This is a genomic window from Undibacterium sp. TC9W, from assembly GCF_049339865.1.
GTDB lineage: Bacteria > Pseudomonadota > Gammaproteobacteria > Burkholderiales > Burkholderiaceae_D > Undibacterium.
This window is the reverse complement of record NZ_JBMPPJ010000016.1, coordinates 43,398-68,678: the sequence shown is the minus strand read 5'-3', so window position 1 is coordinate 68,678 and position 25,281 is coordinate 43,398. Positions and strand designations below refer to the sequence as shown.

At 51.9% G+C, this 25,281-nt stretch carries 20 protein-coding genes; 12 read left to right on the top strand and 8 right to left on the bottom strand.

The genetic code is table 11. The annotated features are described in order from the left end of the window. Window positions 1-10 precede the first annotated feature (10 nt). Entirely contained in the window at window positions 11-664 is a 654-nt protein-coding gene (locus ACO0LN_RS20980) for a GntR family transcriptional regulator (RefSeq protein ID WP_370529069.1), read from the top strand. Window positions 665-675: 11 nt separating this feature from the next. Here ACO0LN_RS20980 and ACO0LN_RS20975 read toward each other — a convergent pair whose 3' ends face one another. Continuing rightward, window positions 676-1,968 (bottom strand): HD-GYP domain-containing protein, encoded by a 1,293-nt coding sequence (locus tag ACO0LN_RS20975; RefSeq protein ID WP_422977109.1) that lies wholly within the window; start codon window positions 1,966-1,968, stop codon window positions 676-678. Between the two features lie 236 nt (window positions 1,969-2,204). Here ACO0LN_RS20975 and ACO0LN_RS20970 point away from each other — a divergent pair, with 236 nt between their 5' ends. Next, window positions 2,205-2,915, top strand: coding sequence for a queuosine precursor transporter (locus ACO0LN_RS20970; protein WP_422977107.1), 711 nt, complete (start codon window positions 2,205-2,207; stop codon window positions 2,913-2,915). A gap of 149 nt (window positions 2,916-3,064) precedes the next feature. After that, entirely contained in the window at window positions 3,065-3,373 is a 309-nt protein-coding gene (locus tag ACO0LN_RS20965) for a hypothetical protein (RefSeq protein ID WP_422977105.1), read from the top strand. A gap of 12 nt (window positions 3,374-3,385) precedes the next feature. On the opposite strand, the gene ACO0LN_RS20960 is transcribed toward ACO0LN_RS20965, so the two are convergent. From ACO0LN_RS20960 to ACO0LN_RS20950, 3 genes are read right to left on the bottom strand one after another with little or no spacing between them, the layout of a single operon-like run. Further along, window positions 3,386-3,595 carry a YgaP family membrane protein gene (locus ACO0LN_RS20960; protein ID WP_422977103.1) on the bottom strand — a complete coding sequence of 70 codons (210 nt, stop codon included), beginning with the start codon at window positions 3,593-3,595 and terminating at the stop codon, window positions 3,386-3,388. Next, the gene (locus tag ACO0LN_RS20955; RefSeq protein WP_422977101.1) at window positions 3,592-6,798 is read right to left on the bottom strand and encodes an efflux RND transporter permease subunit; all 3,207 of its coding nucleotides are present in this window, start codon (window positions 6,796-6,798) and stop codon (window positions 3,592-3,594) included. Before ACO0LN_RS20955 ends, ACO0LN_RS20960 begins: the two co-directional genes overlap by 4 nt. A 9-nt stretch (window positions 6,799-6,807) precedes the next feature. Continuing rightward, complete coding sequence (locus tag ACO0LN_RS20950; RefSeq protein WP_422977099.1) at window positions 6,808-7,875, bottom strand: efflux RND transporter periplasmic adaptor subunit; 1,068 nt, start codon at window positions 7,873-7,875, stop codon at window positions 6,808-6,810. A 167-nt stretch (window positions 7,876-8,042) separates the two neighbouring features. On the opposite strand from ACO0LN_RS20950, the gene ACO0LN_RS20945 reads away from it, so the two are divergent. Next, entirely contained in the window at window positions 8,043-8,399 is a 357-nt protein-coding gene (locus tag ACO0LN_RS20945; RefSeq protein WP_162039498.1) for an ArsR/SmtB family transcription factor, read from the top strand. Here the strand turns inward: ACO0LN_RS20945 and ACO0LN_RS20940 are convergent. Beyond that, a complete protein-coding gene (locus tag ACO0LN_RS20940; protein ID WP_422977097.1) occupies window positions 8,396-9,208 on the bottom strand; it encodes a sulfite exporter TauE/SafE family protein in 813 nt (270 codons plus the stop codon). The two genes, ACO0LN_RS20945 and ACO0LN_RS20940, sit on opposite strands and share 4 nt — an antisense overlap. Window positions 9,209-9,566: 358 nt before the next feature. Between ACO0LN_RS20940 and ACO0LN_RS20935 the strand changes: the two genes are divergently transcribed. From ACO0LN_RS20935 to ACO0LN_RS20925, 3 genes are all read left to right on the top strand, one after another. After that, window positions 9,567-10,427 (top strand): MBL fold metallo-hydrolase, encoded by an 861-nt coding sequence (locus ACO0LN_RS20935; protein WP_422977222.1) that lies wholly within the window; start codon window positions 9,567-9,569, stop codon window positions 10,425-10,427. Between the two features lie 291 nt (window positions 10,428-10,718). Next, a complete protein-coding gene (locus tag ACO0LN_RS20930; protein ID WP_422977095.1) occupies window positions 10,719-11,498 on the top strand; it encodes a DUF4214 domain-containing protein in 780 nt (259 codons plus the stop codon). A 32-nt stretch (window positions 11,499-11,530) separates the two neighbouring features. Continuing rightward, complete coding sequence (locus ACO0LN_RS20925; protein ID WP_422977093.1) at window positions 11,531-12,640, top strand: 6-phosphofructokinase; 1,110 nt, start codon at window positions 11,531-11,533, stop codon at window positions 12,638-12,640. Window positions 12,641-12,670: 30 nt separating this feature from the next. On the opposite strand, the gene ACO0LN_RS20920 is transcribed toward ACO0LN_RS20925, so the two are convergent. Continuing rightward, a complete protein-coding gene (locus tag ACO0LN_RS20920; protein WP_422977091.1) occupies window positions 12,671-16,309 on the bottom strand; it encodes a bifunctional diguanylate cyclase/phosphodiesterase in 3,639 nt (1,212 codons plus the stop codon). A 194-nt stretch (window positions 16,310-16,503) separates the two neighbouring features. Beyond that, the gene (locus ACO0LN_RS20915) at window positions 16,504-17,799 is read right to left on the bottom strand and encodes a hemolysin family protein (protein ID WP_422977089.1); all 1,296 of its coding nucleotides are present in this window, start codon (window positions 17,797-17,799) and stop codon (window positions 16,504-16,506) included. 225 nt (window positions 17,800-18,024) lie between these two features. Here ACO0LN_RS20915 and ACO0LN_RS20910 point away from each other — a divergent pair, with 225 nt between their 5' ends. The 3 genes from ACO0LN_RS20910 (at window position 18,025) to ACO0LN_RS20900 (ending at window position 21,986) form a co-directional block, all read left to right on the top strand. Next, window positions 18,025-20,058, top strand: coding sequence for a site-specific recombinase (locus ACO0LN_RS20910; RefSeq protein WP_422977087.1), 2,034 nt, complete (start codon window positions 18,025-18,027; stop codon window positions 20,056-20,058). A 108-nt stretch (window positions 20,059-20,166) separates the two neighbouring features. Then, window positions 20,167-21,147: a tetratricopeptide repeat protein gene (locus tag ACO0LN_RS20905; protein WP_422977085.1), complete on the top strand. Its 981-nt coding sequence runs from the start codon at window positions 20,167-20,169 to the stop codon at window positions 21,145-21,147. Between the two features lie 209 nt (window positions 21,148-21,356). Beyond that, window positions 21,357-21,986 (top strand): YitT family protein, encoded by a 630-nt coding sequence (locus ACO0LN_RS20900; protein WP_422977083.1) that lies wholly within the window; start codon window positions 21,357-21,359, stop codon window positions 21,984-21,986. A gap of 23 nt (window positions 21,987-22,009) precedes the next feature. On the opposite strand, the gene ACO0LN_RS20895 is transcribed toward ACO0LN_RS20900, so the two are convergent. Continuing rightward, complete coding sequence (locus ACO0LN_RS20895; protein ID WP_422977081.1) at window positions 22,010-23,032, bottom strand: GlxA family transcriptional regulator; 1,023 nt, start codon at window positions 23,030-23,032, stop codon at window positions 22,010-22,012. A gap of 191 nt (window positions 23,033-23,223) precedes the next feature. On the opposite strand from ACO0LN_RS20895, the gene ACO0LN_RS20890 reads away from it, so the two are divergent. Together ACO0LN_RS20890 and fghA are read left to right on the top strand one after the other, a co-directional pair. Then, window positions 23,224-24,330: an S-(hydroxymethyl)glutathione dehydrogenase/class III alcohol dehydrogenase gene (locus ACO0LN_RS20890; protein ID WP_162057367.1), complete on the top strand. Its 1,107-nt coding sequence runs from the start codon at window positions 23,224-23,226 to the stop codon at window positions 24,328-24,330. Continuing rightward, complete coding sequence (gene fghA, locus ACO0LN_RS20885) at window positions 24,330-25,214, top strand: S-formylglutathione hydrolase (RefSeq protein ID WP_422977079.1); 885 nt, start codon at window positions 24,330-24,332, stop codon at window positions 25,212-25,214. Before ACO0LN_RS20890 ends, fghA begins: the two co-directional genes overlap by 1 nt. Window positions 25,215-25,281: the final 67 nt, after the last annotated feature.

Genomic DNA, 25,281 nt, shown 5'->3' with positions numbered 1-25,281 from the left:
CATAAGAAAAATGAAAAACCGATCAGCAAGCCTGCGGGAAGAAATAGAAGAATTGATAGCAACAGGGCAACTGCAGCCTGGCCATCATCTCGATGAAACCGAACTGGCAGAACGCTTTGGCGTATCGCGCACGCCGATACGTGAGGCATTAATACAACTGGCATCGATGGGTATCATAGAAATGCGGCCCAGGCGTGGTGCCCAGGTAGCCACCATCAGCCCTCAGCAATTGGTGGAAATGTTTGAAGTGATGGCAGAGTTTGAAGCCATGTGTGGCCGCATGGCCGCACGCCGCATGTCGAAACAGGAACAGGCAGATTTACAAACTGCCCATGAAGCCTGCAAAGAGGCGCGTGATGCCGAAGACCCGGACGAATATTTTTACAAGAATGAAGTGTTTCACTACCTGATTTATCGCGGCAGCCATAATGACTTTCTGGAGAAGCAGGCAATGAATTTGCACCGCCGCCTGCGCCCTTACCGCCGTTTGCAATTGCGTGTGCGTGACCGTGTTGCCAATTCTTATAATGAGCATGACCAGGTAGTGCAAGCCATCTTGCAAGGGGAAGCTGAACTGACCGCAAATTTATTGCGCGGTCATATCATGATACAGGGGCAGCGCTTTGCCGATCTGATTGCATCCTTGCCGCGACAAGCCAGTTAAGCCCTATATATTTACGGGTGTTTCTGCTTTTCTGCCTTCTCGGTATCAAAGAAATAAGTCATGCGCTTGCGCGGGCTCAGGTAGTCATACACTTCTGGTGCCAGTTGGCCGGGCTTGAGGCTGGCGGTGATGTCGAGTATGGGTTCGTGTATCAGGTCGAGGATGATGGCCTCGGACTTGGGAACGCTGGGGTCGTAAATCAACACGCTGGGACGCAGCGGCTTGCTGGAATTGACCGCCACCACCATGCCCAGGGTGCCATCGCTAAGCTTGACGATGGTACCTGGCGGATAGACACCCATGCAGCGTATGAATAGGTTCAGGGCTGCAGCGTCGAATTGCTTGCGCTGGTTGGCAAACATATAGGACATGGCTTCATACGGGCTCAGGGAATCAGCCGGGTTGGGTTTATTGCACAGGTTGTCATAGGTATTGGTGATGGCGACGATACTGGCCAGCGGTGAGATGCGTTCTGCCTTCAGTTGTTGCGGATAACCGCTGCCATCGGCCATTTCATGATGTTGCGCGATGATGTCGATGACGCCTTTTGACAAGTTCAGTTTCTCGCCTATCTGCTGACCATAATGGCTGTGCATCTGCAAGAGGTTTTGCTCTGCCTTGGTCAGCGCAAAGCTTTTGTTGACGATGCGGTCAGGGATTTCTATCTTGCCTATGTCGTGGAACATGCAACCCATGCCGAGTTGCCGGATGTCGTCCTCGGAAAAGGCCAATTCCTTTGCCAGCATCATGGTCAGTACGGCGACATTGAGCGAATGATAATAGGCTTCTTCACCGACTATCTTGTCATTCATGAGATGAATGGCAATGTCTTTATCAACGAGTAAAGAATCCAGCATTTGCTGCACCAGTTGCTCAGCTTCGCGCACCGATTCCTGCGGGCGTGAAAACAGGTTACGGGTAATATTCTTGAGCGTATTGGCAGCTTTGAGCAATTGCTTTTCGCACTGAGCGATGGCATTTCGTTCCCTGATCAGTCTTTCTATGCGTGATTTTTTTTCTGCTATCAGGGCCAGTTCTTCAGGACTCAGTGTCATGACTGGCTCAGGCTCGACAGGCTCCGCTGTTTTTACTGGCGGTGGTAAGGGGCGATTATCTGATTTGGCCGGGCTGACCCGGATGGTTTTCAAACCCAGGTGCCTGATTGCCGTGATCTCGTCCTGACTCTTGATCTTGAAACTGTTGAGCGCAAACGAGTGCTCCAGCCAGGAGATATCAAGATGTACATACAAGCCTATGCATAACTGTTCTACGGGTACATCAACGGTGATCGGGGCTGCGCACATGGAAACACTTTAAAACTGAGATAGATTCATTGTAGCAAATGCCGATTTGCAAAACGCAGCAAAAGGCGCTGAACTTTGTTGCAGATCTTTTCATGCACGAGTCTGTGCAAATCAAAGTTTTTTTCAACAAAAATCTGATTCAAGGTTGACAAGCTTGCCCCGGATGTCGAATATGCCTGATGCCCATGACATACTTGCGGATAGAAAAACTCTAGCAATATTCCAGGATCAATCACATGACACGACCACTTGGCAGTTATAAATATTACGATTTTGTGATGGCAGCCTTTGTCACGGTCTTACTGTGCTCTAACCTGATAGGCGCGGCCAAGGCTGCACAGGTGACTTTGCCTGTCCTGGGAACGGTGACGTTTGGCGCTGGCGTCTTGTTTTTCCCTATCTCGTATATTTTTGGCGATGTGCTCACCGAAGTTTATGGTTATGGACGCGACCGCCGCGTGATCTGGGCAGGCTTTGGTGCAGTACTGTTTGCAGCCATCATGTCGGTGGTTGTGCTGGCGCTGACACCGGCAGCGGACCCATTCAATACCGAATACCAGACCCATCTGGCGGCAGTATTTGGTAATACTCCAAGAATTATCCTGGGTTCGGTCACAGCATTCTGGTGTGGCAGCTTTGTGAACAGCTATGTGCTGGCCAAGATGAAAGTCGCGATGGAAGGCCGGCATTTGTGGATGCGCACCATAGGCTCGACGATATGTGGCGAGTTTGTTGATTCCAGCCTGTTTTATGTGATTGCCTTTTATGGCATCTGGTCAGACAGTCAGTTGATCACCGTTATGGTCGCGCAATATGTGCTGAAAACCAGCTGGGAAGTTGTCATGACGCCGGTGACTTATAAGGTAGTTGCTTTCCTCAAGCGCAAGGAAAATGAAGATTACTATGACAAGGATACTAATTTCACGCCATTCCAGTTAAAGGTGTGAGCTAAGATTGAATTAAGTGCGAGCAGCAATAAACATTTCCCACCTGAAATTATCTTCCAATTCGGCGAGCCTGCAAAAACGGGCTTGCTAAAGTTTTAGGCAATTTTACCGTTCTAAGTGCGAACAGCCTTATTTTTCGCACTTATGTCATGTTCCCCTTAAAAGTATTCCGCATCTTTGAACAAGCCGCAGAAATGCCGCACGCCAGCAGCCAGCAGCGCCGCCCTGTTACACAGGGGCAACTACAAGATGGCAAAGGTGCCGGTGAAGAAGCCGCCTGGCCAGAAATTGATCGTCGCCAGACCGACGACCGGCGCAGTGCAGACCGTCGTGAAAAGCAGCAGGCCATCTTGTTGAATACCCGCAAATTGCAGGGCAGGCGCAAGAACGCCGGGCGGCGTCAGAGCGACTTGTTGACGTCGCCCCATTCACGCATTAATTTTTTCATCAAGGGTTAGGCAGAATATCTTTTAGTTGCCCGCCCGCACACCCAGTTTGCGCAATATACTTTCCATCAAGCACCATTTAGTGATGCCGCTTTGCAACAGGTTTGCGCCGACAAAAGCGGTGAAAGCCAGCCACCATTGATCAACAAACAAAGGGCTACCGGGCATGCCCAACGCCAGGCTAAGTAGAATAAAGCATCCTGCAAGGATACGGACAATTTGCCAGCTAGTCATGATGAAGCTCCTTGTTGAAAATCAGGGTGATTTTTATAAGCGCGGTAATACAACAGCGGTATCACTACCAGAGTCAGTAAGCTTGATACCAGGATGCCAAAAATCAGCGAGATCGCCAGGCCGTTGAAGATGGGATCGTCGAGAATAAAGAAGGCACCGAGCATGGCAGCAAAACCTGTCAGGACTATCGGTTGCGCCCTGGTGATGGCAGAACTGACTACCGCGTCCTTGAATGTCATGCCTGCCGACAATTGCACCCGGATAAAATCTACCAGCAAGATAGAATTCCTGACGATGATGCCAGCCAGGGCGATCATGCCTATCATGCTCGTCGCGGTGTATTGCGCCCCCAGCAAAGCGTGACCAGGCATGACGCCTATGATGGTCAGCGGTATCGGTGCCATGATGATCAACGGCGTCAGGTAAGAGCCAAACTGCGCCACAACCAGCAGATAAATAAGCACCAGACCCACGGCATAAGCTGCGCCCATGTCACGAAAAGTTTCATACGTGATCTGCCATTCGCCATCCCATTTCAGGCTGTATCCGCGGTAGGGATCAGATGGGGCCTGGATAAAAAATTCCTGGAGCTTGCCGCCATCAGGGGCAATGATTTTTGCCAGTTCGCCTCGCATGGCAAACATGCCGTACAGCGGGCTGTCGGTCGCACCGGCCATGTCGGCAGTCACATAATTAACAGCCAGACCGTCCTTATGAAACACCGGCTGTTCACGCACAGTGTCCGAGATAGTCACCAGTTCACGCAGGGGCACCAGCTTGCCCTGTGCCGACCTGACATTCAGGTTCAGCAAACTGTCGAGACTGCCTTGTTCGCTGACTGGCAATTGTAGCTGTATCGCAGTCGCATACCTGCTCTCATCATGCAGATAGCTCGCAGCGTCACCGTGCAAGCCGGCACGCAGGGTAGTGACGATAGCGGCCTGGCTGATGCCCAGATTTGCAGCCTTGCGCTGATCGACCAGCAAGACCTTGCGTGGCGCATTGACGATACTGCTGTCATCGACATCGACTACGCTGCCGGTCTTGTTGAAAATGGCACGTACTTCTTTCGCCACCTGCTGCCTGCCTTCTTCTGTTGGGCCATAAATTTCTGCGACGATGGCTGCCTGCACCGGCGGGCCGGGTGGCACTTCCACTATTTTGACATTGGCTGAAAACCGCTGGCCGATTTGCTGGAGTGCCGGACGCAAGCGGCTGGCGATGGCATGGCTTTGGTCGCTGCGGTGATGCTTGTCAACCAGGTTGACCTGCAAGTCACCGACCTCACCACCAGTACGTAAATAGTATTGACGCACCAGGCCATTGAAATTGATGGGCGCGGCAGTTCCTGCGTAGGCCTGGTAGTCAGCCACCTCCGGCACTTGCGACAAATAAGCACCGAGTTCGCGCAAGACTGCTGCTGTTTTTTCTACCGGGCTACCTGCAGGCATATCGACAACAACCTGGAATTCTGACTTGTTATCAAACGGCAGCATCTTCAACTGCACCCAACCGAGCACTGGCAAAACAATGGACATGGCGATCAATGCAAAGATAGCCAGCGTCAGCTTCCAGCCATTCACCCGGCCTTTACGTTCGTCAAGGAAGGGACGAAATATCCGGGCAAAAATGTTAGCTATTTTTTTCTGCACTTTGCTCTCGTGCTTGCCATGGCCCGGTTTCATCCAGATGCGTGCCAGCCAGGGTGTGACGATGAAGGCAATCGCCAGCGACAACAGCATGCCCATGCTGGCATTGATGGGTATCGGGCTCATATAAGGCCCCATCAGGCCGCTGACAAAAGCCATGGGCAAGAGCGCTGCAATCACCGTCAGGGTCGCGAGTATGGTGGGGCCACCGACCTCATCGACGGCAGCAGGTATGATGTCTGTCAGGGATTGATCCGGGAACAGTGTCTGGTGCCTGTGTATGTTTTCAACGACGACGATGGCATCATCGACGAGTATGCCTATGGAAAAAATCAGGGCGAACAGCGATACCCGGTTCAGCGTAAACCCCCACGCCCAGGAAGCAAACAGTGTCACTGTCAGGGTCAGTATCACAGCCGTACCAACGATGGCTGCTTCGCGCCGCCCCAGTGCAATGAAGACCAGGGCCACAACCGAGGCGGTAGCAAACAATAATTTCTGTATGAGTTTTTTGGCCTTGTCATCTGCAGTCTGGCCATAATTGCGCGTCATGCTGACTTCCACATCGGCGGGTATCAGGGTATTGCGCAATTCTGCTACCCGCTGTTTCACTGCATCGGCAACGGCGACTGCATTCTGGCCATTCTGCTTGCTGATGGCGATGGTGACAGCCGGATATTCAGCCGCGCCTTTGCCCGTCTGACCATGCCAGACATATGCGCTGGCTGGCAAGGCGCCATCGCTTACTTTTGCCACATCCTCCATGAAGACAGGCTTGCCAGCCCTGACACCGACCACCACCTCTGATACCGCGCGTGCATCCTGCAGGAAGGGCCCGGCATCGATGGCAATGCTCTGGTTAGCCCGTGTCAACTCGCCGGCAGGCAAACCCAGGTTTACCGCTTGCAGGCTGCTTTGCAGATCTGCCACGGTCAGGCCATTCGCTGCCAGCCTGGCAGGATCGAGCTCAATATTGATGGCGCGTCCGGGGCCTCCGATAGTGCTGATGTCACGCGTGCCTTTGACACGTTTGAGTTCAGCCTCCATGCCATGGGCAACCCTTTCCAGATCATAGGCTGCGCTTTGCGGATTCTTGCTCCATAAGGTAAGTGCGATGATGGGCACATCCTCTATGCCCTTGGGTTTGACAATGGCTTCCTGCACGCCCAGGCTGGCAGGCAACCAGTCGCGCTTGCTGTGCACCAGGTCATACAGGCGCACCAGTGCCTCCGTACGTGGAACTCCCACCTGAAATTGCACTGTCATGATGGCCATGCCGGGGCGCGATACCGAGATCACATGTTCTACGTTGGCGATCTGACTCAGCAGTTGTTCTGCCGGTATCGCCACTTGCTGTTCTACCTGCCTGACCGAGGCACCTGGAAAAGGGATCAGCACATTCGCCATGGTCACATTGATTTGCGGCTCCTCTTCACGGGGAGTGAAGAAGATGGCAAAGATGCCAAGCAAAAAGGCGACCAGTGCCAGCAAGGGCGTGATTTGTGCAGTCTGAAAAAACCGGGCGATGCGGCCAGAATGTCCCAATGTGTTCATGGCCGGTCCTCAGCGTGCCGCCATTGTCGTCAAAGGGTGGAGCAGTACTTTCTCACCCGCCGTGACACCTGCGAGCACCTCCTGCTCATTACCCATAACCGGGCCGGGCTTGATTTGCCTGAGCAGGGGCTTGCCCTGCGGACCGACGACATAAACAGCCCACAATTCTGCACGCCGGATGATGGCACTGGCTGGTACATACAGGCGGGCAGCATCGCCCTTGTCCTGTGTATAAACAGGCAATTGCAAACGCGCAAACATGCCGGGTGCAAGCCCACTTATATTATTGATGGCGGGAAGCTCAAAGCGCAATTGCACGGTATGGGTGCTGGCGTCAGTCACTGGCAAGACAGTGAATTTATCGAGCCTGACTATGCGTTGCGTAGCTGGCAAAGCAGGTATCTCTATCGTGACCGTTTGGCCCTGTCGCAGGCGAGCGATGCTGGCCTCCGGCAAGCTTGCCGTCACACGCAACGCGGCTGGGTCAAACACTGTCATCAGGGCTTTGCCCGGTGTGACCATATCTCCCTGACTGACATAGACATCAGCGATGCGTCCAGCATAAGGGGCCGTCAATGCATAGAAGCCCGCCTGCGTCTGTACCGCGCCAGCCCCGGCAATTTGCGCATGGGCAGCAGCGCTGGAAGATTTGAACTGCGCCTCTGCCCTGTCGAGTTGCGCCTGGCTGATGTATTGCCGGGCAAACAGCTGCTTTTGGCGCTCGAAGTCTTTGCTGGCCAGTTGCAGTTCTGCCCGCGCCGCTTCGACCTGGGCCTGGCTGGCATTGGCCTGCTGGCTGGCAGCGCGGCCATCGATACGGGCCAGCACTTGCCCGGCCTTCATGCTGTCGGCAGCTTTTGCAGGCAATTCTGTAATGGCACCTGATATCTGGGCGGCGATCACCGTCTGCCTGACCGCTTCTACTACACCATCGGTGGTGATCATGCCGCCAGTGTTGCCAGCCCTGACCTCTGCCACCACCAGTTCAGCCGCCATGACGTCAGCCAGAAAAAATAGTGCAAGAAAAACAGCAAGTGCTTGCTTGAGATGATGAAAATGAAGGATTTGGGTGGCCATGGTTCAGTAGATGTAGCGCCTTAGCAGGTTTTTTGCAGATGTCTTTCGCATGTGCAGCAGAAATATAATATGCTTATTTGCGCAATTACGCAAATAGTAAATTAAGCGTGGGCAATCTTGCAAACTCGGGGTATGATAGAAATATTCCCACTACCACATTGACTGTCATGGACGGATTATCTGATCAGGCTTTGATACAGATTGCCCATTATTTTTCGGCGCTGGCTGAGCCCACCCGCTTGCGCATCTTGAATTGCCTGCGCGAAAAAGAACACAATGTGGGTGAACTGGCCGAGCGTTGCTCCTGCTCGCAGGCCAATGTCTCACGCCATCTGTCCACCTTGGCCAAGCATGGCCTGGTAGCTCGCGAAGGCCGTGGCACTTCGGTGTATTACCATATCGCTGATGAGTCTATCTATGCACTGTGCGACCTGGTCTGCGGCAATGTTGCACGGCAACTGGAATCACAGGCAGCGATACTGAATGGTGCGAACATGACGAATGCCAGCCGCAACCTCAACTAGGCCACAGCACGATAAACCAGGCTCGCTGCAACACACAAAAGCAAAGCAACGAAAATCATCTGTACTTTTTTTGCTGGCAACTGCAAGGCGATGCGTCTTGCCAGCAACATGCCACCTACCGTAGTCGCAACAAACATGGCTGACAGCAAAGCTGGCAAGTGGGTACCACTCAGCAAGGCAGACCCTACTCCCATGGTACCGACTATGCTGACGACCAGCAGTGAAGTCGCCACCGCCACATGCATGCTGGCATTGGTGTAATGCCTGAGCATGGGGACGATGACAAAGCCACCACCCACACCCAGCAAGCCTGTCATGAAACCGGATACTGCGCCTATGCCAGCGATCACGGCACCGGTCTTGAATGACCATTCAAAGCGGCCAGTACTGGCATTGATACGCGCCATGGCGGCACGCTGCGCATCATCACATTCAGGCGAACGCAATTGCACTATCAACCTCACCGCCACCACACCCAGTATCAGGGCGAACACCAGCATCAGCCATTGCTGCGACATGCGGTGAGCGACCTGCACGCCGAGCAGGGTAGGCAGGCTGCTAGCAACTGCCATCAGGATGGCAGCACGATAACGCACCAGCTTGCGCATAAGGCCTTCTATTGCACCTATCAGGGCTGCGCTACTGACGGCCAGCAAGGCCACCGGCATGGCTTGCTGCATGCTGAAGCCCTGGGTATACACCAGCGCTGGTACTGCCAGTATGCCGCCACCAGCCCCGGTCAGGCCCATGACGAGACCAACCATGGCACCAATGAACGCCACCACAAGTTCTGCTGCAGAGATGAACATATCGAGAGTCTGGATTAAAAAATATGCTAATGGACTATTGTAGTTAAAACAGAAGTGAAAGACGCTTACCCGGCGACCAGGGCAAGATGCAAAGCACAGCAATAGTGGCGCGATAGTGGTGCTATTGCGGGCATTGCAACGCAGCCATCATCGTCGCGCAAGCGAAAGGCACTCTGTCTCAACTACAAAACCCCACATTACAAAATGTTCACTATAGTATTCCTGTCATGTTCATGCGTCGAGTCTTGAACCTGGTTTGATCCCGCACAAGCATGCTAAATGTCAAAATCTGCAACATTTTTGTTATTATTCGAGAACTCATTTCATCGCCATGCGCGAGTTCATCATGAATCCAGACATCAAGCCACATGTACACAGTTTCTTCGATACACAGACCTGTACCGCCACCCATGTGGTATTCGATGCGCCTGGTGGTCATGCAGCGGTGATAGATCCGGTACTGAATTACGAACCCAAATCGGGGCATACCACGAACAAATCTGCCGACCAGGTGCTGGAATTTCTTGCGGCAAACAAGCTGACCCTGCAATGGCTGCTGGAAACCCATGCCCACGCCGATCATTTGTCAGGAGCGCAGTACCTCAAGAAAAAAGCCGGCGGCAAAATTGCCATAGGCAAGAATATCAGCGCGGTGCAAAAAGTATTCAAGGTCATGTTTAATCTGGGGTCAGACTTCCCGGTGAATGGTGAGCAGTTTGATGTGCTGTTCGTAGATCAGGAAGAATTCTCCATTGGTCAATTGCAAGCCAGGGCGATCAACGTGCCTGGGCATACCCCGGCAGACATGGCGTATGTCATTGGTGACAGTATTTTTGTCGGTGACACCTTGTTCATGCCAGATGTTGGTACTGCACGTTGTGATTTTCCTGGTGGGGATGCTGCTCAGTTATATCACTCGATACAAAAACTCTTGTCCTACCCGCCTGAAACGCGGCTATTTCTGTGCCACGATTATCCACCTGCCGGGCGCGAAGTCTGCACACATACCAGTGTAGCCAGACAAAAGGCAGACAATATCCATGTGCGTGATGGGGTCAGTGAGGCTGACTTTGTCGCCTTGCGCCAGAAGCGTGACAGCGGGCTGGAAATGCCGTATCTGCTGATACCGGCAATACAGATCAACATCCGCGCAGGAGCCTTGCCGAATGCTGAAAACAACGGCATACGCTATTTGAAAATACCATTGAACAGTCTTTAAAACAGCAGCCAGCCCAGATGAGTAAATAATTATCAAACACACAATAATAAAATGCTAAAAATTTTGCACTTGAGGACATTTTTTTATTCCGGCATTTCAATTTGAACTTTACCTGCACTTTCAAGGAAATTCTTGGCGAACATCAGAATCAACGGCAAGAGTCTGTTCTTTAGTGGCTAGAATGCGGCTGTTACCTCCAGTGCACAAACTCTGACATCGGGCTTTTTCATTACCCATCTGGTGCAAGCCAGCTGGACGGGTACAGGACTGAGTTACACAACACGAGTGAGCATGCCAACGGCAGGCACCATTACTTCCGTCACCGTAAAGAATGGGCTTGGTCAGGAACAATTCAGCATCAGCAATCTGAACTATTTGTTGTCATCGTCCGATGACTGGAACAAACTGGATCAGGTACTCATCAACATGGTATCAGGCAACGATAACTGGACAGGTTCGGCTATCAATGATCTGTTTGCTCTTGGTTCTGGTTCAGATACTTATGACGGAGGTGCGGGGACAGATACGGTATTGATGAATATTGCGTCCGGCTACTTCAGCGTCAATCTGACAAAAACCGGCATGGTCACTACCGTTGTGGCACCAGGCACTGCAGTCAACGGGCTCACCGATACTTTCAGCAATATTGAACGTCTGCAATTCACCGACCAAACATTGGCAATCGACATTGATGGCAATGCAGGGCAGGCATACCGCCTGTATCAGGCAGCGTTCAATCGCATACCAGACAAGGCGGGTTTGGGTTACTGGATAGGGCAACTAGACAGCGGCGCAGAAACCCTCAATCATGCCGCCGCAGGTTTTGGCAATTCTGCAGAGTTCAAAAAACTATATGGTGACAATATTACGGACAATGCTTTCATGACTGCCTTGTACAATAATGTCTTGCAACGCAACCCTGATCAGGCAGGTTTTGATTACTGGAATGGCCGTATTTCTGCGGGCATGACGCGTCCGGACATCCTGGCCAGTTTCAGCGAAAGCACAGAAAATATTGCCCAGGTGATAGGACAAATTTCACACGGGATTGAATACATCCCCTACAATTAACTGCAGAAAAACCCTTTTTTGACAGGCTGAACATGACTGCAAGTATCAAGCGCATCGCCATCAGTACAGGTGGCGGCGACGCCCCGGGCCTCAATGCAGTCATACGTTCTGTTGTGCTGGCAGCGGCACAGCGCGGCTGGGAATGCTATGGCATACGCGAAGGTTTCAACGGCATCCTACTGCCTGATCGCTATCCGCATAATGGCGTAACGCGCTTGACCGCAGACCAGGTGCGCGGCATAGGGCATCTGGGTGGCACCATCCTTGGCACAACCAATCATGGTAATCCCTTGCGTTTTGCCACCACCATGCCGGATGGCAGTGTGCAGGAAATTAACCGCAGTGCAGACATCCATGCCTACCTGAAAAAAATGGATATTGATGCCCTGGTCTGCATAGGCGGTGATGGCACCCTGACTATCGCCCATGCCCTGCACCTGCAAGGCTTGCGTGTGGTAGGCGTGCCCAAGACCATAGACAATGATCTAGACAAAACTTTCACCACATTTGGTTTTGATACTGCCGTTTCATTTGCGACTGAATGCATAGACCGTCTGCACAGCACGGCAGAAAGCCATCAGCGTATCATGGTGGTGGAAGTCATGGGGCGCTACGCAGGCTGGATAGCTCTGCACTCCGGCATTGCTGCCAATGCGCATGCAATCCTGATACCCGAAATACCCTACGACCCGGAAAAAATCGCTACCATGATCAAAAGGCGTGACGAAAATGGCCGCAATTATTCCATCGTACTGGCAGCGGAAGGTGCACTAGCCGTGAATGGCCTGCCTATGCTGCAGGCAGCCGCTACTGCGGGACATGTAGAGAGACTGGGCGGCATAGGTGAAAGACTGGCCCATGATTTGCAAACCATGACCGGCAAGGAAGCACGCGCCGTAGTACTGGGACATCTCTTGCGTGGCGGCAGCCCCACAGCCTTTGACCGTTTGTCAGCAATGCGCTTTGGCGCAGCTGCCGTACGTGCCCTGGATGAAGGTCATTCCGGTATCATGGTGGCACTGGCTTTTCCTAACGTCAATTATGTGGCCCTTGAAGAAGTGGCAGGCCGCATGAAAGCCGTGCCCATGGACAGCGATACCTTGCAAACCGGCCGAGACATAGGCATCTGTTTTGGTGATTGACGCTGTCAGTGCCACCTGGCACTCCAGCATTTACTGCAAACTATTCCGGAAATACTCTGCAAACTGCTCAGGCGGCAAGGGCCGTGAATAATAGTAGCCTTGCACTTCATCACATTGCTGTTGCTTTAAAAATTCCAGTTGTTCTGCTGTTTCCACACCTTCGGCGATGGTCATCAGGCCCAGGTTCTTGGCCATGCTGATGACGGCACTGACGATGGCGCGGTCTTCCGGGTCACTGGTAATATCGCGCACAAAACTCTGGTCTATCTTCAGCTTGTAGACCTTGAATTTTTTCAGGTAACTGAGGGAAGAATAGCCGGTACCAAAATCATCGATGGACATGCGTATGCCGCGCTCATACAGATTATTCATGACAGCAATTGCACCTTGCGGATCATGCATGGCCACGCCTTCCGTCAATTCCAGTTCCAGGCATGCCGGTGGCATATCTGCCTCTTGCAGTATGCGTGTCACCAGTGCAGGCAAATCATGATGGCGGAACTGAACGGCAGACAAATTGACGGCAATCAATAAATCTGGCAAACCGCTGGCCTGCCATTGCTTCCATTGCTTTGCTGCCGTACGCAAGACCCATTCACCGATGGGTAAAATCAAACCGCTCTCTTCTGCCACCGGGATAAATTCTGCGGGGGACACCTGTCCAAGTACAGGATGGTGCCAGCGCAGCAATGCCTCGGCACCGAGCACATGACCAGTTTGCATCGATATTTGCGGCTGGAAATGCAACTGGAATTGTTGCTTCTCCAGCGCCTGACGCAAGGCATTCACCAGCTCCAGGTGACGGGTCGAGCGCTCCTGCATTTCCTGGGTGAAGAAGCGGTAAGAATTACGCCCTTCACGTTTGGCCCGGTACATCGCAGCATCGGCATTGCGCGACAAGGTCTCTAAATCGTGACCATCGTTAGGATAGATTGCGATGCCCATGGATGCAGTTACGTTTAAATCATATTCGCCAATACGGAAAGGCGCATTCACCGCGCGCATGAGTTTTTGCACTACTTGCTCGACCTTATGTTCGTCCACTCCCGTCAATAGCAAAATAAATTCGTCCCCACCCAGGCGCGAGATGGTGTCATTCTCGCGCATGGCAGCGACCAGGCGTTTTGACAATTCGACCAGCATAATGTCACCTACACTGTGCCCGAGGCTATCATTAATATCCTTGAAGTGGTCAAGATCGAAGAAAATGACGGCAAGTGGATCATGACTGCGATCCGCCAGGCTCAGCGCATATCGTGCAAGCTCATCAAGCAGGGCGCGGTTAGGCAACCCAGTTAACGAATCGTAGTGCGCCAGATATTTAATTCGCTCTTCAGTACGCTTTTTATCGCTGATATCTTCCTGGATGGCGAGAAAATGCGTGACCACCCCTGACGCATTCCTGATCGGTGAAATATGCGCGAGGTCTGTATGCTCCTGTCCATCCGCATAAAGGTTAATGAGTTCACCTTTCCAGCTTTCACCCCGCTGTAGTTGTCGCCACATTTCTTCAAACACTTCCGGCGCAGTCTTGCCAGAATGCATAATGCTCGGGTTTCGTCCTATCACCTCGGCTAATTCCTTGCCCGCGTTTCTTAAATAGCAGGTATTTGCATATTCGATATTGACCTGACTGTCCGTAATTACGATGGCATTAGAGCTTTGTTCAACCGCCTGTGACAACTTGCGCAGGCTGTCTTCTGACTGCTTACGCTCAATACCTATTGCGATCAGATGTGCTGCCATCTCCAACAGGTTCAAGGAAAAACCGTCTGGCTCTGACGGAAATTTGTGGTAAATCGCAAATGCACCAATGACCTTTTTACCCGAAGATAGGATAGGTTGTGACCAGCAGGCTTTTAGGCCAGCCTGATTTGCCAATGGCCAGAATTGCACCCAGAATGGATGGGTAGAAATATCTCGCGCAATCGTTCTTTGGCCCGTAAACATTGCATTTCCACAGGAACCAAGGCCAGGGCCAATTTCCAGCCCATTGATCGCGTCCACATAAAAATCAGGGAGGTTCGGTGCAGCACCGGTTCTAATATAACGCCCCTCATTGCCAAGTAGCAAGATCGAGCAGATGCATCCTGGCAACAAGGCCTCAATCTTGAGTACGACCTCAGACAGCAATTCATCCAGTCTTTGAGGGAAGGTAATCCGCTCAAGCAGGTAACTACGCAACTCCTCCATCAGCAGAGCATGTCGCTGATCTTTCTCCAGCCTGAACCGATTCAATACGTGGCTCACATTAACGGAAAACTCAATCAACAAGTCTTTCACGACATCGTCGTATGCGTTCTCGTTTTCACTGTAGATGTTGAGGGTACCAATTACACCTTTATTCATGAAAAGCGGAAGCGCGGCAGACGATTTCCAGCCATACTGGAGCCCTCGTTCATGCCATTTTTTTGTTCGTGGATCAGACTGGAATTGTTGACACCACTCGGGACGTCTGTTGATAAAGGCAAGAGCGCTCGGCCCAAGATCTTCCTCGCTGACTGGAGAGAGTTCTATTTCCAGATTCTGCAGGTATTCAATGCCAGCGCCATATGAAGCACTTGGCCTGATCACATTCGTACCCGCGTCAAAAATGCCTACCCAAGCCAATTTTAGTCCGCCAATTTCGACTGCATCGGCACAAATACCTGGCAGCAAGTCTTCCTCATTGGTAATGCGCAAAATACTTTGATTGCATTGGCTCAAGGCATTGTACAGTTGGCTTATCCTCTGTTTTTTTGCAACGTCAATCAGCTTCTGGTCTTCAAGCTGAGCCAGGCGAGACTGTGTCACCGACAACCATCCCATGATACTTTCAGACATGCCTGCATTAAAGCTGATTGCCTGCTTGAAATCACCGCTTCCCAGCTTTACAAGACTTGCATGGACGTCATTGAGTGAGGCCCCAAGCGTATAATGCAAGGCGCGATAGGCACGCCATAAAAGGCCAAGCAGTAGTACACCAAACAAAATGAAGACAAGGCGAAGGCGAATGGAATTGGCTTCTGCTTCCTTGACCAGCCGCAGCGTCCTTTCATCCATAAGATCATGCGCGGTATCGATCAAACTCATGATACTGGTCTTTGCTTCTATGTATTCCTTGCCGTGCAGTTGCCGTATCAGACGATCCCGAATCTCATCAAAGCGAGGGCCAGTAGTTTCTAATTGCCGCATCACATCAAGTTCAACCAGAACCAAATTGTCCGCGCCTTGCTTAGCCTGCAAAAGCACCTTGTATTCGTGCTCAGAAAAGCCAGCCTGGCGCAACAGATCAAAGAAGGCTATCTTCTTGCCTGCTGCAAAGTCTTGGATGGCACCACCATTGGGAGTCTTGTCGACTATCTGTGTGGCCATCAGATCCCAGTATAGCGGCTGGCCTATCGCAGGCCGGGAAGACTGGCCATTTCGTACCGCCAGTACGTGGTAATAATTTTTTTTGTAGGCTGTATCGCCTGTCGCGACGTAGCTGCGTACCATACGCGTCAAATCATCCGAGGACTGCCGCAATTCTTCCATCAAGCCATAGGAATTGAAACGCGTTTCATTAGCGCGATCAATTTCTCTTTCTGACTCGACGTACAAAAAAAAACTTGCGCCAAAAACGGCAAATACCAACAGCGTAAGCCAAAAGCTACGAGAGTAGATGGATAAGCTGTTGTGCGATGTCATTGCATTTTTGCCTCAGTGAGCCAATACAATTACGACAGGAAATCAACTTTGACGGGTAATCATTCTAACGTGAAGGACAAGCAGGTGAAATGGTGTCAATAATCAAAATACAACAATGACAAGAGAATTAACAAGTTATTGATATTGGGCAACAGTATGGTGTCACCGGCTCAACAACTTGAAATGTCCTGTTCTCAGGATTTGGGATGTATCCTGACCAGAATGATACGGGGCCCGTTCATTTTCTTGACGACGGCATCAAAACGGTCAAATTCGACTTTTTGCCCTTCCACCGGCAAATCACCAAGCTTGTGCATGATCAGGCCGCCTATGGATTCAACTTCATCGCTATCGACATCAAAACCAAGGGCGCTGCCCAGCGTAAACAGCGGCAGGCTGCCCTTGCCTATCAGGGTACCATCGTCCAGTGTCGTCCAGTCGTTTTCATTCTGGCGGAATTCATCGCGTATCTGGCCTACCAGGGCGCTCAACAGATTATCCAGCGTCAAAAATCCTACCGGCTTGCTGCCGCGTACGCCGACGATGGCGAAGTGCGGCGCGCCTTTGCGAAAGCGGCGGAACAATTCCAGCGCAGGCATGGTAGGCGGCACAAACTCAACCTGGCGCAAATGCTTGCTCAGATCATCCAGCGGTTTGCCAGCCTGCTGCGCGAGGAACAGGTCTTTCAGATGCAGCATGCCGAGCACGGTTTCTTCATCTTCATCAAAGTAAGGATAACGGCTGAAGCGGTTACGCGCGGCAGTCTGCATGTTTTCTTCGAGGCTGACGCCCTTATACATGGCAACGACTTCATTGATGGGGCGCATCAGGTCAGAAATCTCTAGGCCGCCAAAGTCCAGCACCTGGGCCATGATGCTCCACTCATCGCGGGTTTCTTTCTTGCCGCCATGGCTGCCGCGCAGGATGAGCTTGAGTTCTTCAGGCGAATAATGGGCATCACCACCATGTTCAGCACTCAGGCCTATCCATTTCAAGACCTTGTTGGAACTGAAGTTCAGTGTCCAGATCGCCGGATACATGGCCCAGTAAAATGCATACAGGGCTGGCGCTGTCCACAAAGAGACGCGCTCAGGCATGCGTATCGCCATCGATTTTGGCGCAAGCTCGCCAACGACGATATGCAGGAAGGAAATAACAAAGAAAGCGAAAAAGAAGGAGATGCCGTGTATTAATTCTTCAGAATCAACGCCGACGAGGGAAAATATAGGATGCAGCAAGCGGGCAAAGGCGGGTTCACCTATCCAGCCCAGGCCCAGTGACGCCAGGGTGATGCCCAACTGACAGGCGGATAAATAGGTATCCAGGTGTTGATGCACCGTGAATAAGAGGCGGCCTCGCAAACCCGAAGTCTTCGCAATACTGCGCACCCTGGTCTGACGCAACTTCACCAGACCGAATTCTGCCGCCACGAAAAAGCCGTTTAACAAGACCAGCAACAGGGCAGCCAGCACCAACAATAAATTATCCAACGCTCAACCTTTTTAATGAACACCCCGACACTTTAGACTAAATTGCCTCTTTTTGCATGCAAATGCAATGGCTTACATTGTGCTGCTCTTGAAAAATCAGCAATTTGCCACACCTCTTAAAGACTTAGGTATGCTAATGGAAGGCTCTCCACTTTTACTAGCTGCATGACAAAACCCATGAATTGCGTTACAAGCTTATGTTCATGGCATTTTGAGGAGAAAGGTTTGAGCTTAGACAGTGTTTTAGCGGAAATTGAAATCCGCCTTGGCGAATATCCTGCACTCAACGATATCCAGTACTTGCGTGACCTGATTGCAGAGATACGCCCACCCCGCCCACAAGATACCGCAAGGGCTACCGACAACCTGCGTGCGCTGTGCTTTGTGCTGCAAAGTAATCCGGCATGGCGCAAGGCCTTGCGCTGTTATCTGGTACAGGTATTGACCACGCGTAAGCTGGTACATTTGTTCACAGACGTGGGTATTACCCAGAATATTGGTTTCTGGTCAGCGGCCAGGCAAAGATTAATGAATAAATTTTTGCCGCCGCTGGTGAATGACGCCTATATCAAGGATGTGTTTGGCCAGTTGTTTTATAAAAAAACGGATCATATCTGGATCAATGCAGTCGCGGATCAGTCCTGGATGGATTTGCTCAAGGCCATAGGTTTCCGCTCACGCGCCCCACGCACTACGTATGCCGCGCTGACATGTGAAATCTTGAGTGCCGTGCAGGTATTGTCTTACCGTATTACAAATATCGGCCTGGAAGCCGAACTGGTACGCAATTATCCTGATATAGAAAAATTCGAGTCGCCTTTCTTGCGCCAGAATGACGCCATCAATGACTATGTGATTTGCTATACAAAATGGCTGGCTGACAAGTCACATGAACGGGAAGACAGCAAACATATCGAAGTCTTGCTGACACAGTGTGAAGACATCGCCAACCGTATACGCCGCACTGCCGCCATGCAAGGCGTATCGATCAGCCTGACGCGCCTGCTGCTGCAATTGATGCAAAGCATAGCGCGACTGCGCCAGTTGCTTGACATGCTCGACAGCCGCAGCACTGACCATGCCGCTGCCATAGGCACTACCCTGTTCAAGGAATTGTCTATCGCAGAAAACCACAACCATAGCTTGCGCAATCTCATGCAAAGCAATACCGAGCTCTTGTCGTTGCAAGTAACCGAAAGAGCCGGGAAAAGCGGTGAGCATTATGTAACCAATAATCGCGCAGAATGGCTGGAGATGTTGCGCTCTGCCCTGGGGGCTGGCTTCATCGTCGGCTTCATGGCGCTGATCAAGATTTTGTTCGGCACCCTTGCACTGGCGCCGTTTGGCTATGCCGTGCTGTACAGCCTGAATTATTCAGGCGGCTTCATGCTGGTGCATGTATTGCATTTCACCATCGCCACCAAGCAACCGGCGATGACTGCGGCCTTGCTGGCACGGGCTATTGATGGCGGCAAACAGAAACTCGATGAACTGGCAGAACTCATTGTGCGCGTGTTGCGTTCACAATTCATTGCCATTATCGGCAATATTGGTCTGGCCATGCCTACTGCGTATGCGATTGCCTGGGGCTGGGTCTCGATCACGGGCAAACATCTGGTGTCGCCAGAAAAGGCCCAGCATCTGCTGCATGATATCGACCCTTTCGCCAGCCTGGCCTTGCCACATGCAGCCATTGCCGGTGTCTGCCTGTTCTTGTCTGGTTTGATCTCGGGCTATTACGATAACAAGGCCAGCTATGGCAATATCCCAGAACGTTTGCGCCAGTTGCGCTGGCTCAAACGCCTGCTCGGAGAAACGCGTCTGCTGCGTGTCACCACTTACATAGGTAATAATCTCGGCGCACTAGCGGGGAATTTTTTCTTTGGCATCATGCTCGGTACGATAGGGCAGTTGGGCAGTTTCTTTGGCTTACCGATAGACATCCGCCACATCACCTTTGCCAGTGCCAATTTTGCCTTTGCCCTGGTCGGCCTCGACAATATCATGAGCTGGCAAGTGGCTGTGTATTCGCTGTTTGGCATCATGTGCATAGGCATGGTCAATCTTGGTGTCAGCTTCAGCCTGGCGATGCTGGTAGCCTTGCGTTCGCGCCGCGTCAGTTTTGGCCAGGGTGGTTTGCTGACTGTCTTGCTTTGGACACGCTTCAAGGAAAATCCACGTGATTATTTCTTCCCGGCCAGGGAAGCCACCACAGCAGAAGAAACACAAAAGGAACTGGAAACGGAAAAGAAAGACTGAGACTGATCTGTCCTTTTTGATCCCTGCGGTTTTGTCCCTTCACTGCGCCAGTCAACCAAATGACTGGCGCAGCGTTAATGAGGGATCAATTCTTTTCGGGGGTCTTCCATGAAACTTGTACCTGCTCTGCTCGCCAGTGCCATCACCTTGCTCACCATGCAAGCCGCCAGCGCCCATGAGTACGATGGCTTGATGAAGGCAAAGAAATATGCTGAAGCAGAAAAAGCCGCGAATGCCAAATTAAGCACCGATGCCAATAACGCTGACGCCTTGCTGGTAAAAGCAGAATTGATACTGGCCGAAGGCAAACTCGACAAACTCGATGAAGCGGCGAAATACGCAGAGCAATGTGTTAGCGCCCATCCCCAACTGTCTGAATGCCATGAAATGCTGGGCAATGTTTTAGGCACCAAGGCCACATCCGGCAGCATGTTTGCCGCCATGTCCTACGCCGGCAAAATCCGCGACGCCTTTATCAAGGCAGTGGAACTGGACCCAAAAAATTACAGCGCGCGCAGCTCACTGTTGCAATTTTATTTGCAGGCACCGGCGATTGCTGGTGGTGGCAAAAGCAAGGCACAAAACCTGGTCATAGAAACCGCGAAAGTGAATAGCGCTGCTGGCAATTTATTGCAGGCGAATGTGGACCTGGCAGACGACAAATTTGCCAGTGCCGAAACGGCGGCCCTGAGTGCCATTCCCGGTAATACTGAGTCACTCATCAACATGCAGCGCAACATACTGTACAGCATAGGTGCAAATTATGTGCAGCAAAAGAAATACAGCGATGCCGAACGCATTTTTACCGACCTGCAGCAACGCTTTCCTGCCAAATACCAGGGCGCATTTGGCATGGGACGCTCCTTGCAGGAGCAGGGCAAGCACAAAGAAGCCTTGAGCTGGTTTGAAAAGGCCCAGACGCTAGACACCAATGCCGGTATCTATTACCGCCTGGCGCAATGCCTGCAAGCAGTGAATGAAAAACCCAAGGCAATTTCATATTTTGAAAAAGCACTCAGCTTCAAACCGGCATTGAGCAAGAAACTGCGGGCAGACGCGGAAGAACAGTTAAAGGCATTGAAGGTCTGATTGGATTGCACAGACTGACAGGCTGATTTGTTGAAAACACTGATGGCTGATCATATTTGATCAGCCATATTTTTTATGGGGTCTTGTGTTGCAAAACTCATGACCCAGGTTTGACGCAGGTCAATGAAAACCAAAATGCAGGTATTTGCCTGACGTGAACTCAAGAGCGGCGGCGTAAAATTCAGTTTCATTTGCCACCCTGCTCCCTCATGAAAACCGCCACTGCATCGAAACGCTTTATTCCGCATAGCCTGCTGGAAGATGTGCTGGCAATTATCACTGGCACTTTATTGGTGTCTCTGGGTATCGCCCTGTTCAATCAGGCGGGCTTGCTGACGGGGGGCACTGCTGGCCTGGCGTTCTTGCTGCACTATACGACAGGCTGGTCATTTGGCATGGTGTTTTTTCTCATCAACCTGCCGTTTTACTGGCTGGCCTGGCGGCGTATGGGCTGGCGGTTTACCCTGAAAACTTTTTGTGCAGTAGCACTGGTCTCGGTATTTTCCAGCCTGCATCCCAAGCTCTTACACCTGACTGCGATGAACACCCTGACGCCTTTCTATGTTGCCCTGACAGGTGGCCTGATGATGGGTGTCGGCTTCATCGTTTTATTCCGCCACCAGGCCAGTCTCGGCGGCATCAATATACTGGCACTGTATCTGCAAGAAAAACGTGGCATACGGGCCGGCAAATTGCAAATGGGCGTGGATTTCATCATCGTGGCGGCGTCACTGGCGGTCGTCACGCCTACGGCCTTGCTGGCTTCTGTACTTGGTGCGTTTGCGCTGAACCTGGCCATCAGCCTTAACCACAGGCCGGGGCGTTACATGGCCATGTAAAGTCGGACGATATTAAACCTTTTTCAGCCAAGCGCTGCACGGTACTGTGTTGGTGACATCTTCAATCGTTTTTGAAATACCCTGCGCAACTGGTCGTCGCTGCCAAAACCGCAGCGTGCGGCTATGGTTTTCACCGGCAGGGTTTGCTCAGACATGTCTGCCAGTAATTGCCGGGCAAATTCAAGGCGCGCTGTCTCAATAAATTCTGTTGTGCTGACACCTACTTCATGCTGGAACAAACGGGTGAAATTGCGCAAGCTCATGCCTGCCATCTTTGCCAGTTGCGACACAGGCAGACGCTGGTGCAGGTTGGATAATATCCATTGCTGCAATTCACGGATATTGGTTTGCGCCGTTTTCTGACTCATCAGATGCGTGCTGAATTGCGATTGTCCGCCAGGACGTTTCAGGTACACCACCATGTCGCTGGCAACTTCGAGCGCCAGTTCATGACCGCAATCATCTTCCACAAAGGCCAGCGCCAGGTCTATGCCAGCGGTCACACCAGCAGAAGTCCACAGGTTGCCGCTGCGTATAAAAATCGCATCAGCATCTACCTGCACCGCAGCAAAGTCATCTTGCAATTGCTGGGCGACGCTCCAGTGCGTGGTCGCATGTTTGCCATCCAGCAAACCTGTACGGGCCAGGAAAAAAGCGCCTGAACATAGCGCGGCCAGACGTTTGATCCTGGTCGCAACTTCAGCCACCCAATCGATAATGGCCTGATTATCTGCCAGCGCCTGCTGTATATGGCGCGAACCGACGATGATGGCGTCATCCGGCAAGGCCAGGGTATTGATGATCTTGCTGGCTTCCAGGCACATCAGGGTATCTGAACGCACAGGCCCCAAATGCGCCGCTGCAATCTTCACATCATAGGCGGCAGGCTTGCCCTGACGCTGCAAATGAATATTCGCATATTCAAATACCGACATAGGGCCTATCGCTTCCAGTGCCTTGAAACCGGGGTAAACCACGATGTCTACTGTGCGTGCCAATGTTGGTCGTTTGACCATGCCTGACTTCACTGCTTTGATTGGCTTCATCATTAGCCCTGGCCCAATAATATTCAATAAAGCACTCATCATAATCGAAACGGCATCACCCGTCTTTTTAAGCCATTCTTAACGCAAAATCGGCCATACATACAAAAAGATTACAGAGTCACTGCGCTTTACAGCACAATCAGCAAACTCATTTTAGTGTCAGACCAAGACCCACCATTTAAAGGACAGCCATGAAAACCAAAGCCGCCATCGCCTGGAAAGCCGGAGCACCACTGACGATAGAAGAAGTTGAGCTGCAAGGCCCGCAAGCTGGTGAAGTGCTGATTGAAGTCAAGGCCACCGGCATTTGCCATACCGACTATTACACACTCTCTGGTGCTGATCCTGAAGGCCTGTTCCCTGCCATCCTCGGCCATGAAGGTGCAGGCGTCATCGTTGATACCGGCCCCGGCGTCACCAGTGTGCGCAAAGGCGATCATGTGATCCCGCTATACACACCAGAATGCCGCCAGTGCAAATTCTGCCTGTCGCGCAAAACCAATCTCTGCCAGGCGATACGCTCCACCCAGGGCCGCGGCCTGATGCCGGATGCAACATCGCGCTTTTCGCTCGATGGCAAACCGCTGTTCCATTACATGGGTACATCGACATTCTCCAATTACATCGTGGTACCGGAAATCGCGGTTGCCAAGGTGCGTGAAGATGCGCCCTTCGACAAGATTTGCTATATCGGTTGTGGTGTCACTACCGGCGTTGGTGCCGTGGTTTTCACGGCCAAGGTTGAAGCGGGTGCCAACGTTGTTGTATTCGGCCTCGGTGGCATAGGTCTCAATGTCATACAGGCTGCAAAAATGGTTGGTGCAGACAAGATCATTGGTGTAGATCTGAACCCGGCGCGTGAAAGCATGGCGCGCCAGTTTGGCATGACCCATTTCATCAACCCGAACGAAGTAGAAAACGTGGTCGATCACATCATCCAGTTGACGGATGGTGGCGCTGATTATTCTTTCGAGTGCATAGGCAATACCAAGGTCATGCGTCAGGCGCTGGAGTGTTGTCACAAGGGCTGGGGCAAATCCATCATCATCGGCGTGGCTGAAGCTGGCGCAGAAATCTCTACCCGCCCCTTCCAGCTTGTCACTGGTCGCGAATGGAAAGGGTCAGCTTTTGGTGGTGCACGTGGCCGCACTGACGTACCAAAAATCGTCGATTGGTATATGGAAGGCAAACTCAATATCGATGACCTGATCACCCACCGCCTGCCGCTGGAACGCATCAATGAAGGCTTTGATCTCATGAAGAGCGGCGAATCGATACGCTCAGTGGTGTTGTTCTGATGTCGCAGCGCGAATCCAACAACGACGCAGAAGAAGTGACTTTGCTGAGCCAGCACGCCTGCCATGGCGGCGTGCAGCGCTTTTATCAGCATGACTCTGCCGAGATAGGCTTGCCCATGCGGTTTTCAGTCTATCTGCCACCACAGGCCATGGCAGGCGAGACTTGCCCGGCCATTATTTACCTGGCTGGCCTGACCTGCACAGAAGAAACCTTCATGATCAAGGCGGGTGCGCAAGCCATTGCCGCACGCGAAGGCATTATCCTCATCACACCAGATACCAGCCCGCGCAATGCCAACATCCCCGGCGACAGCGATAACTGGGATTTTGGTGTGGCTGCCGGCTTTTACCTGGATGCTACGCAAGCGCCGTGGAACAAGCACTACCGTATGCACAGCTATATCGTCGCCGAACTGTTGCCCATGCTGCTGGCCAGCCTTCCCATGGACAAGGCGCTCGTTGGCATCATGGGACATTCCATGGGTGGTCATGGTGCCCTGGTACTGGCCTTGCGCCATCCTGAGTTATTCAGCAGCGTATCGGCCTTTGCCCCTGTCGCAGCCCCCAGCCAGTGTCCATGGGGCCAAAAAGCTTTCACCGGCTATTTGGGAACTGATCAAAGTACCTGGGTCGAGTACGACGCCACAGCACTCATGCAAAAGCAGAGCCAGGCACCCTTCCCCAAAGGCATTTTGATAGACCAGGGATTTGCCGACAAATTTTTGGCTGAACAGCTGCATCCTGAGAAATTTGCCCAGGCCTGCACCGCAGCCGGGCAAGCACTGACCTTGCGCTATCAGCCTGAATATGATCATGGTTACTACTTCATCAATAGCTTCATTGAAGACCATTTACTGCACCACAGACAGCAATTGACTGCCTGATTCTTTCATTGCCGCACTACAGAGTGCTTGTTCCAGACGCACCAAACTGGAATAAGCACTCTATTTC

Bases quoted from the DNA above. Each gene is read 5' to 3' on its own strand.
- ACO0LN_RS20980 (WP_370529069.1), top strand. From the start codon at position 11: ATGAAAAACCGATCAGCAAGCCTGCGGGAAGAAATAGAAGAATTGATA.
- ACO0LN_RS20940 (WP_422977097.1), bottom strand. From the start codon at position 9,208: ATGTTCATCTCTGCAGCAGAACTTGTGGTGGCGTTCATTGGTGCCATG.
- ACO0LN_RS20965 (WP_422977105.1), top strand. From the start codon at position 3,065: ATGTTCCCCTTAAAAGTATTCCGCATCTTTGAACAAGCCGCAGAAATG.
- ACO0LN_RS20955 (WP_422977101.1), bottom strand. From the start codon at position 6,798: ATGAACACATTGGGACATTCTGGCCGCATCGCCCGGTTTTTTCAGACT.
- ACO0LN_RS20960 (WP_422977103.1), bottom strand. From the start codon at position 3,595: ATGACTAGCTGGCAAATTGTCCGTATCCTTGCAGGATGCTTTATTCTA.
- ACO0LN_RS20920 (WP_422977091.1), bottom strand. From the start codon at position 16,309: ATGACATCGCACAACAGCTTATCCATCTACTCTCGTAGCTTTTGGCTT.
- ACO0LN_RS20925 (WP_422977093.1), top strand. From the start codon at position 11,531: ATGACTGCAAGTATCAAGCGCATCGCCATCAGTACAGGTGGCGGCGAC.
- fghA (WP_422977079.1), top strand. From the start codon at position 24,330: ATGTCGCAGCGCGAATCCAACAACGACGCAGAAGAAGTGACTTTGCTG.
- ACO0LN_RS20905 (WP_422977085.1), top strand. From the start codon at position 20,167: ATGAAACTTGTACCTGCTCTGCTCGCCAGTGCCATCACCTTGCTCACC.
- ACO0LN_RS20890 (WP_162057367.1), top strand. From the start codon at position 23,224: ATGAAAACCAAAGCCGCCATCGCCTGGAAAGCCGGAGCACCACTGACG.
- ACO0LN_RS20945 (WP_162039498.1), top strand. From the start codon at position 8,043: ATGGACGGATTATCTGATCAGGCTTTGATACAGATTGCCCATTATTTT.
- ACO0LN_RS20895 (WP_422977081.1), bottom strand. From the start codon at position 23,032: ATGAAGCCAATCAAAGCAGTGAAGTCAGGCATGGTCAAACGACCAACA.
- ACO0LN_RS20930 (WP_422977095.1), top strand. From the start codon at position 10,719: ATGCCAACGGCAGGCACCATTACTTCCGTCACCGTAAAGAATGGGCTT.
- ACO0LN_RS20950 (WP_422977099.1), bottom strand. From the start codon at position 7,875: ATGGCCACCCAAATCCTTCATTTTCATCATCTCAAGCAAGCACTTGCT.
- ACO0LN_RS20970 (WP_422977107.1), top strand. From the start codon at position 2,205: ATGACACGACCACTTGGCAGTTATAAATATTACGATTTTGTGATGGCA.
- ACO0LN_RS20975 (WP_422977109.1), bottom strand. From the start codon at position 1,968: ATGTGCGCAGCCCCGATCACCGTTGATGTACCCGTAGAACAGTTATGC.
- ACO0LN_RS20900 (WP_422977083.1), top strand. From the start codon at position 21,357: ATGAAAACCGCCACTGCATCGAAACGCTTTATTCCGCATAGCCTGCTG.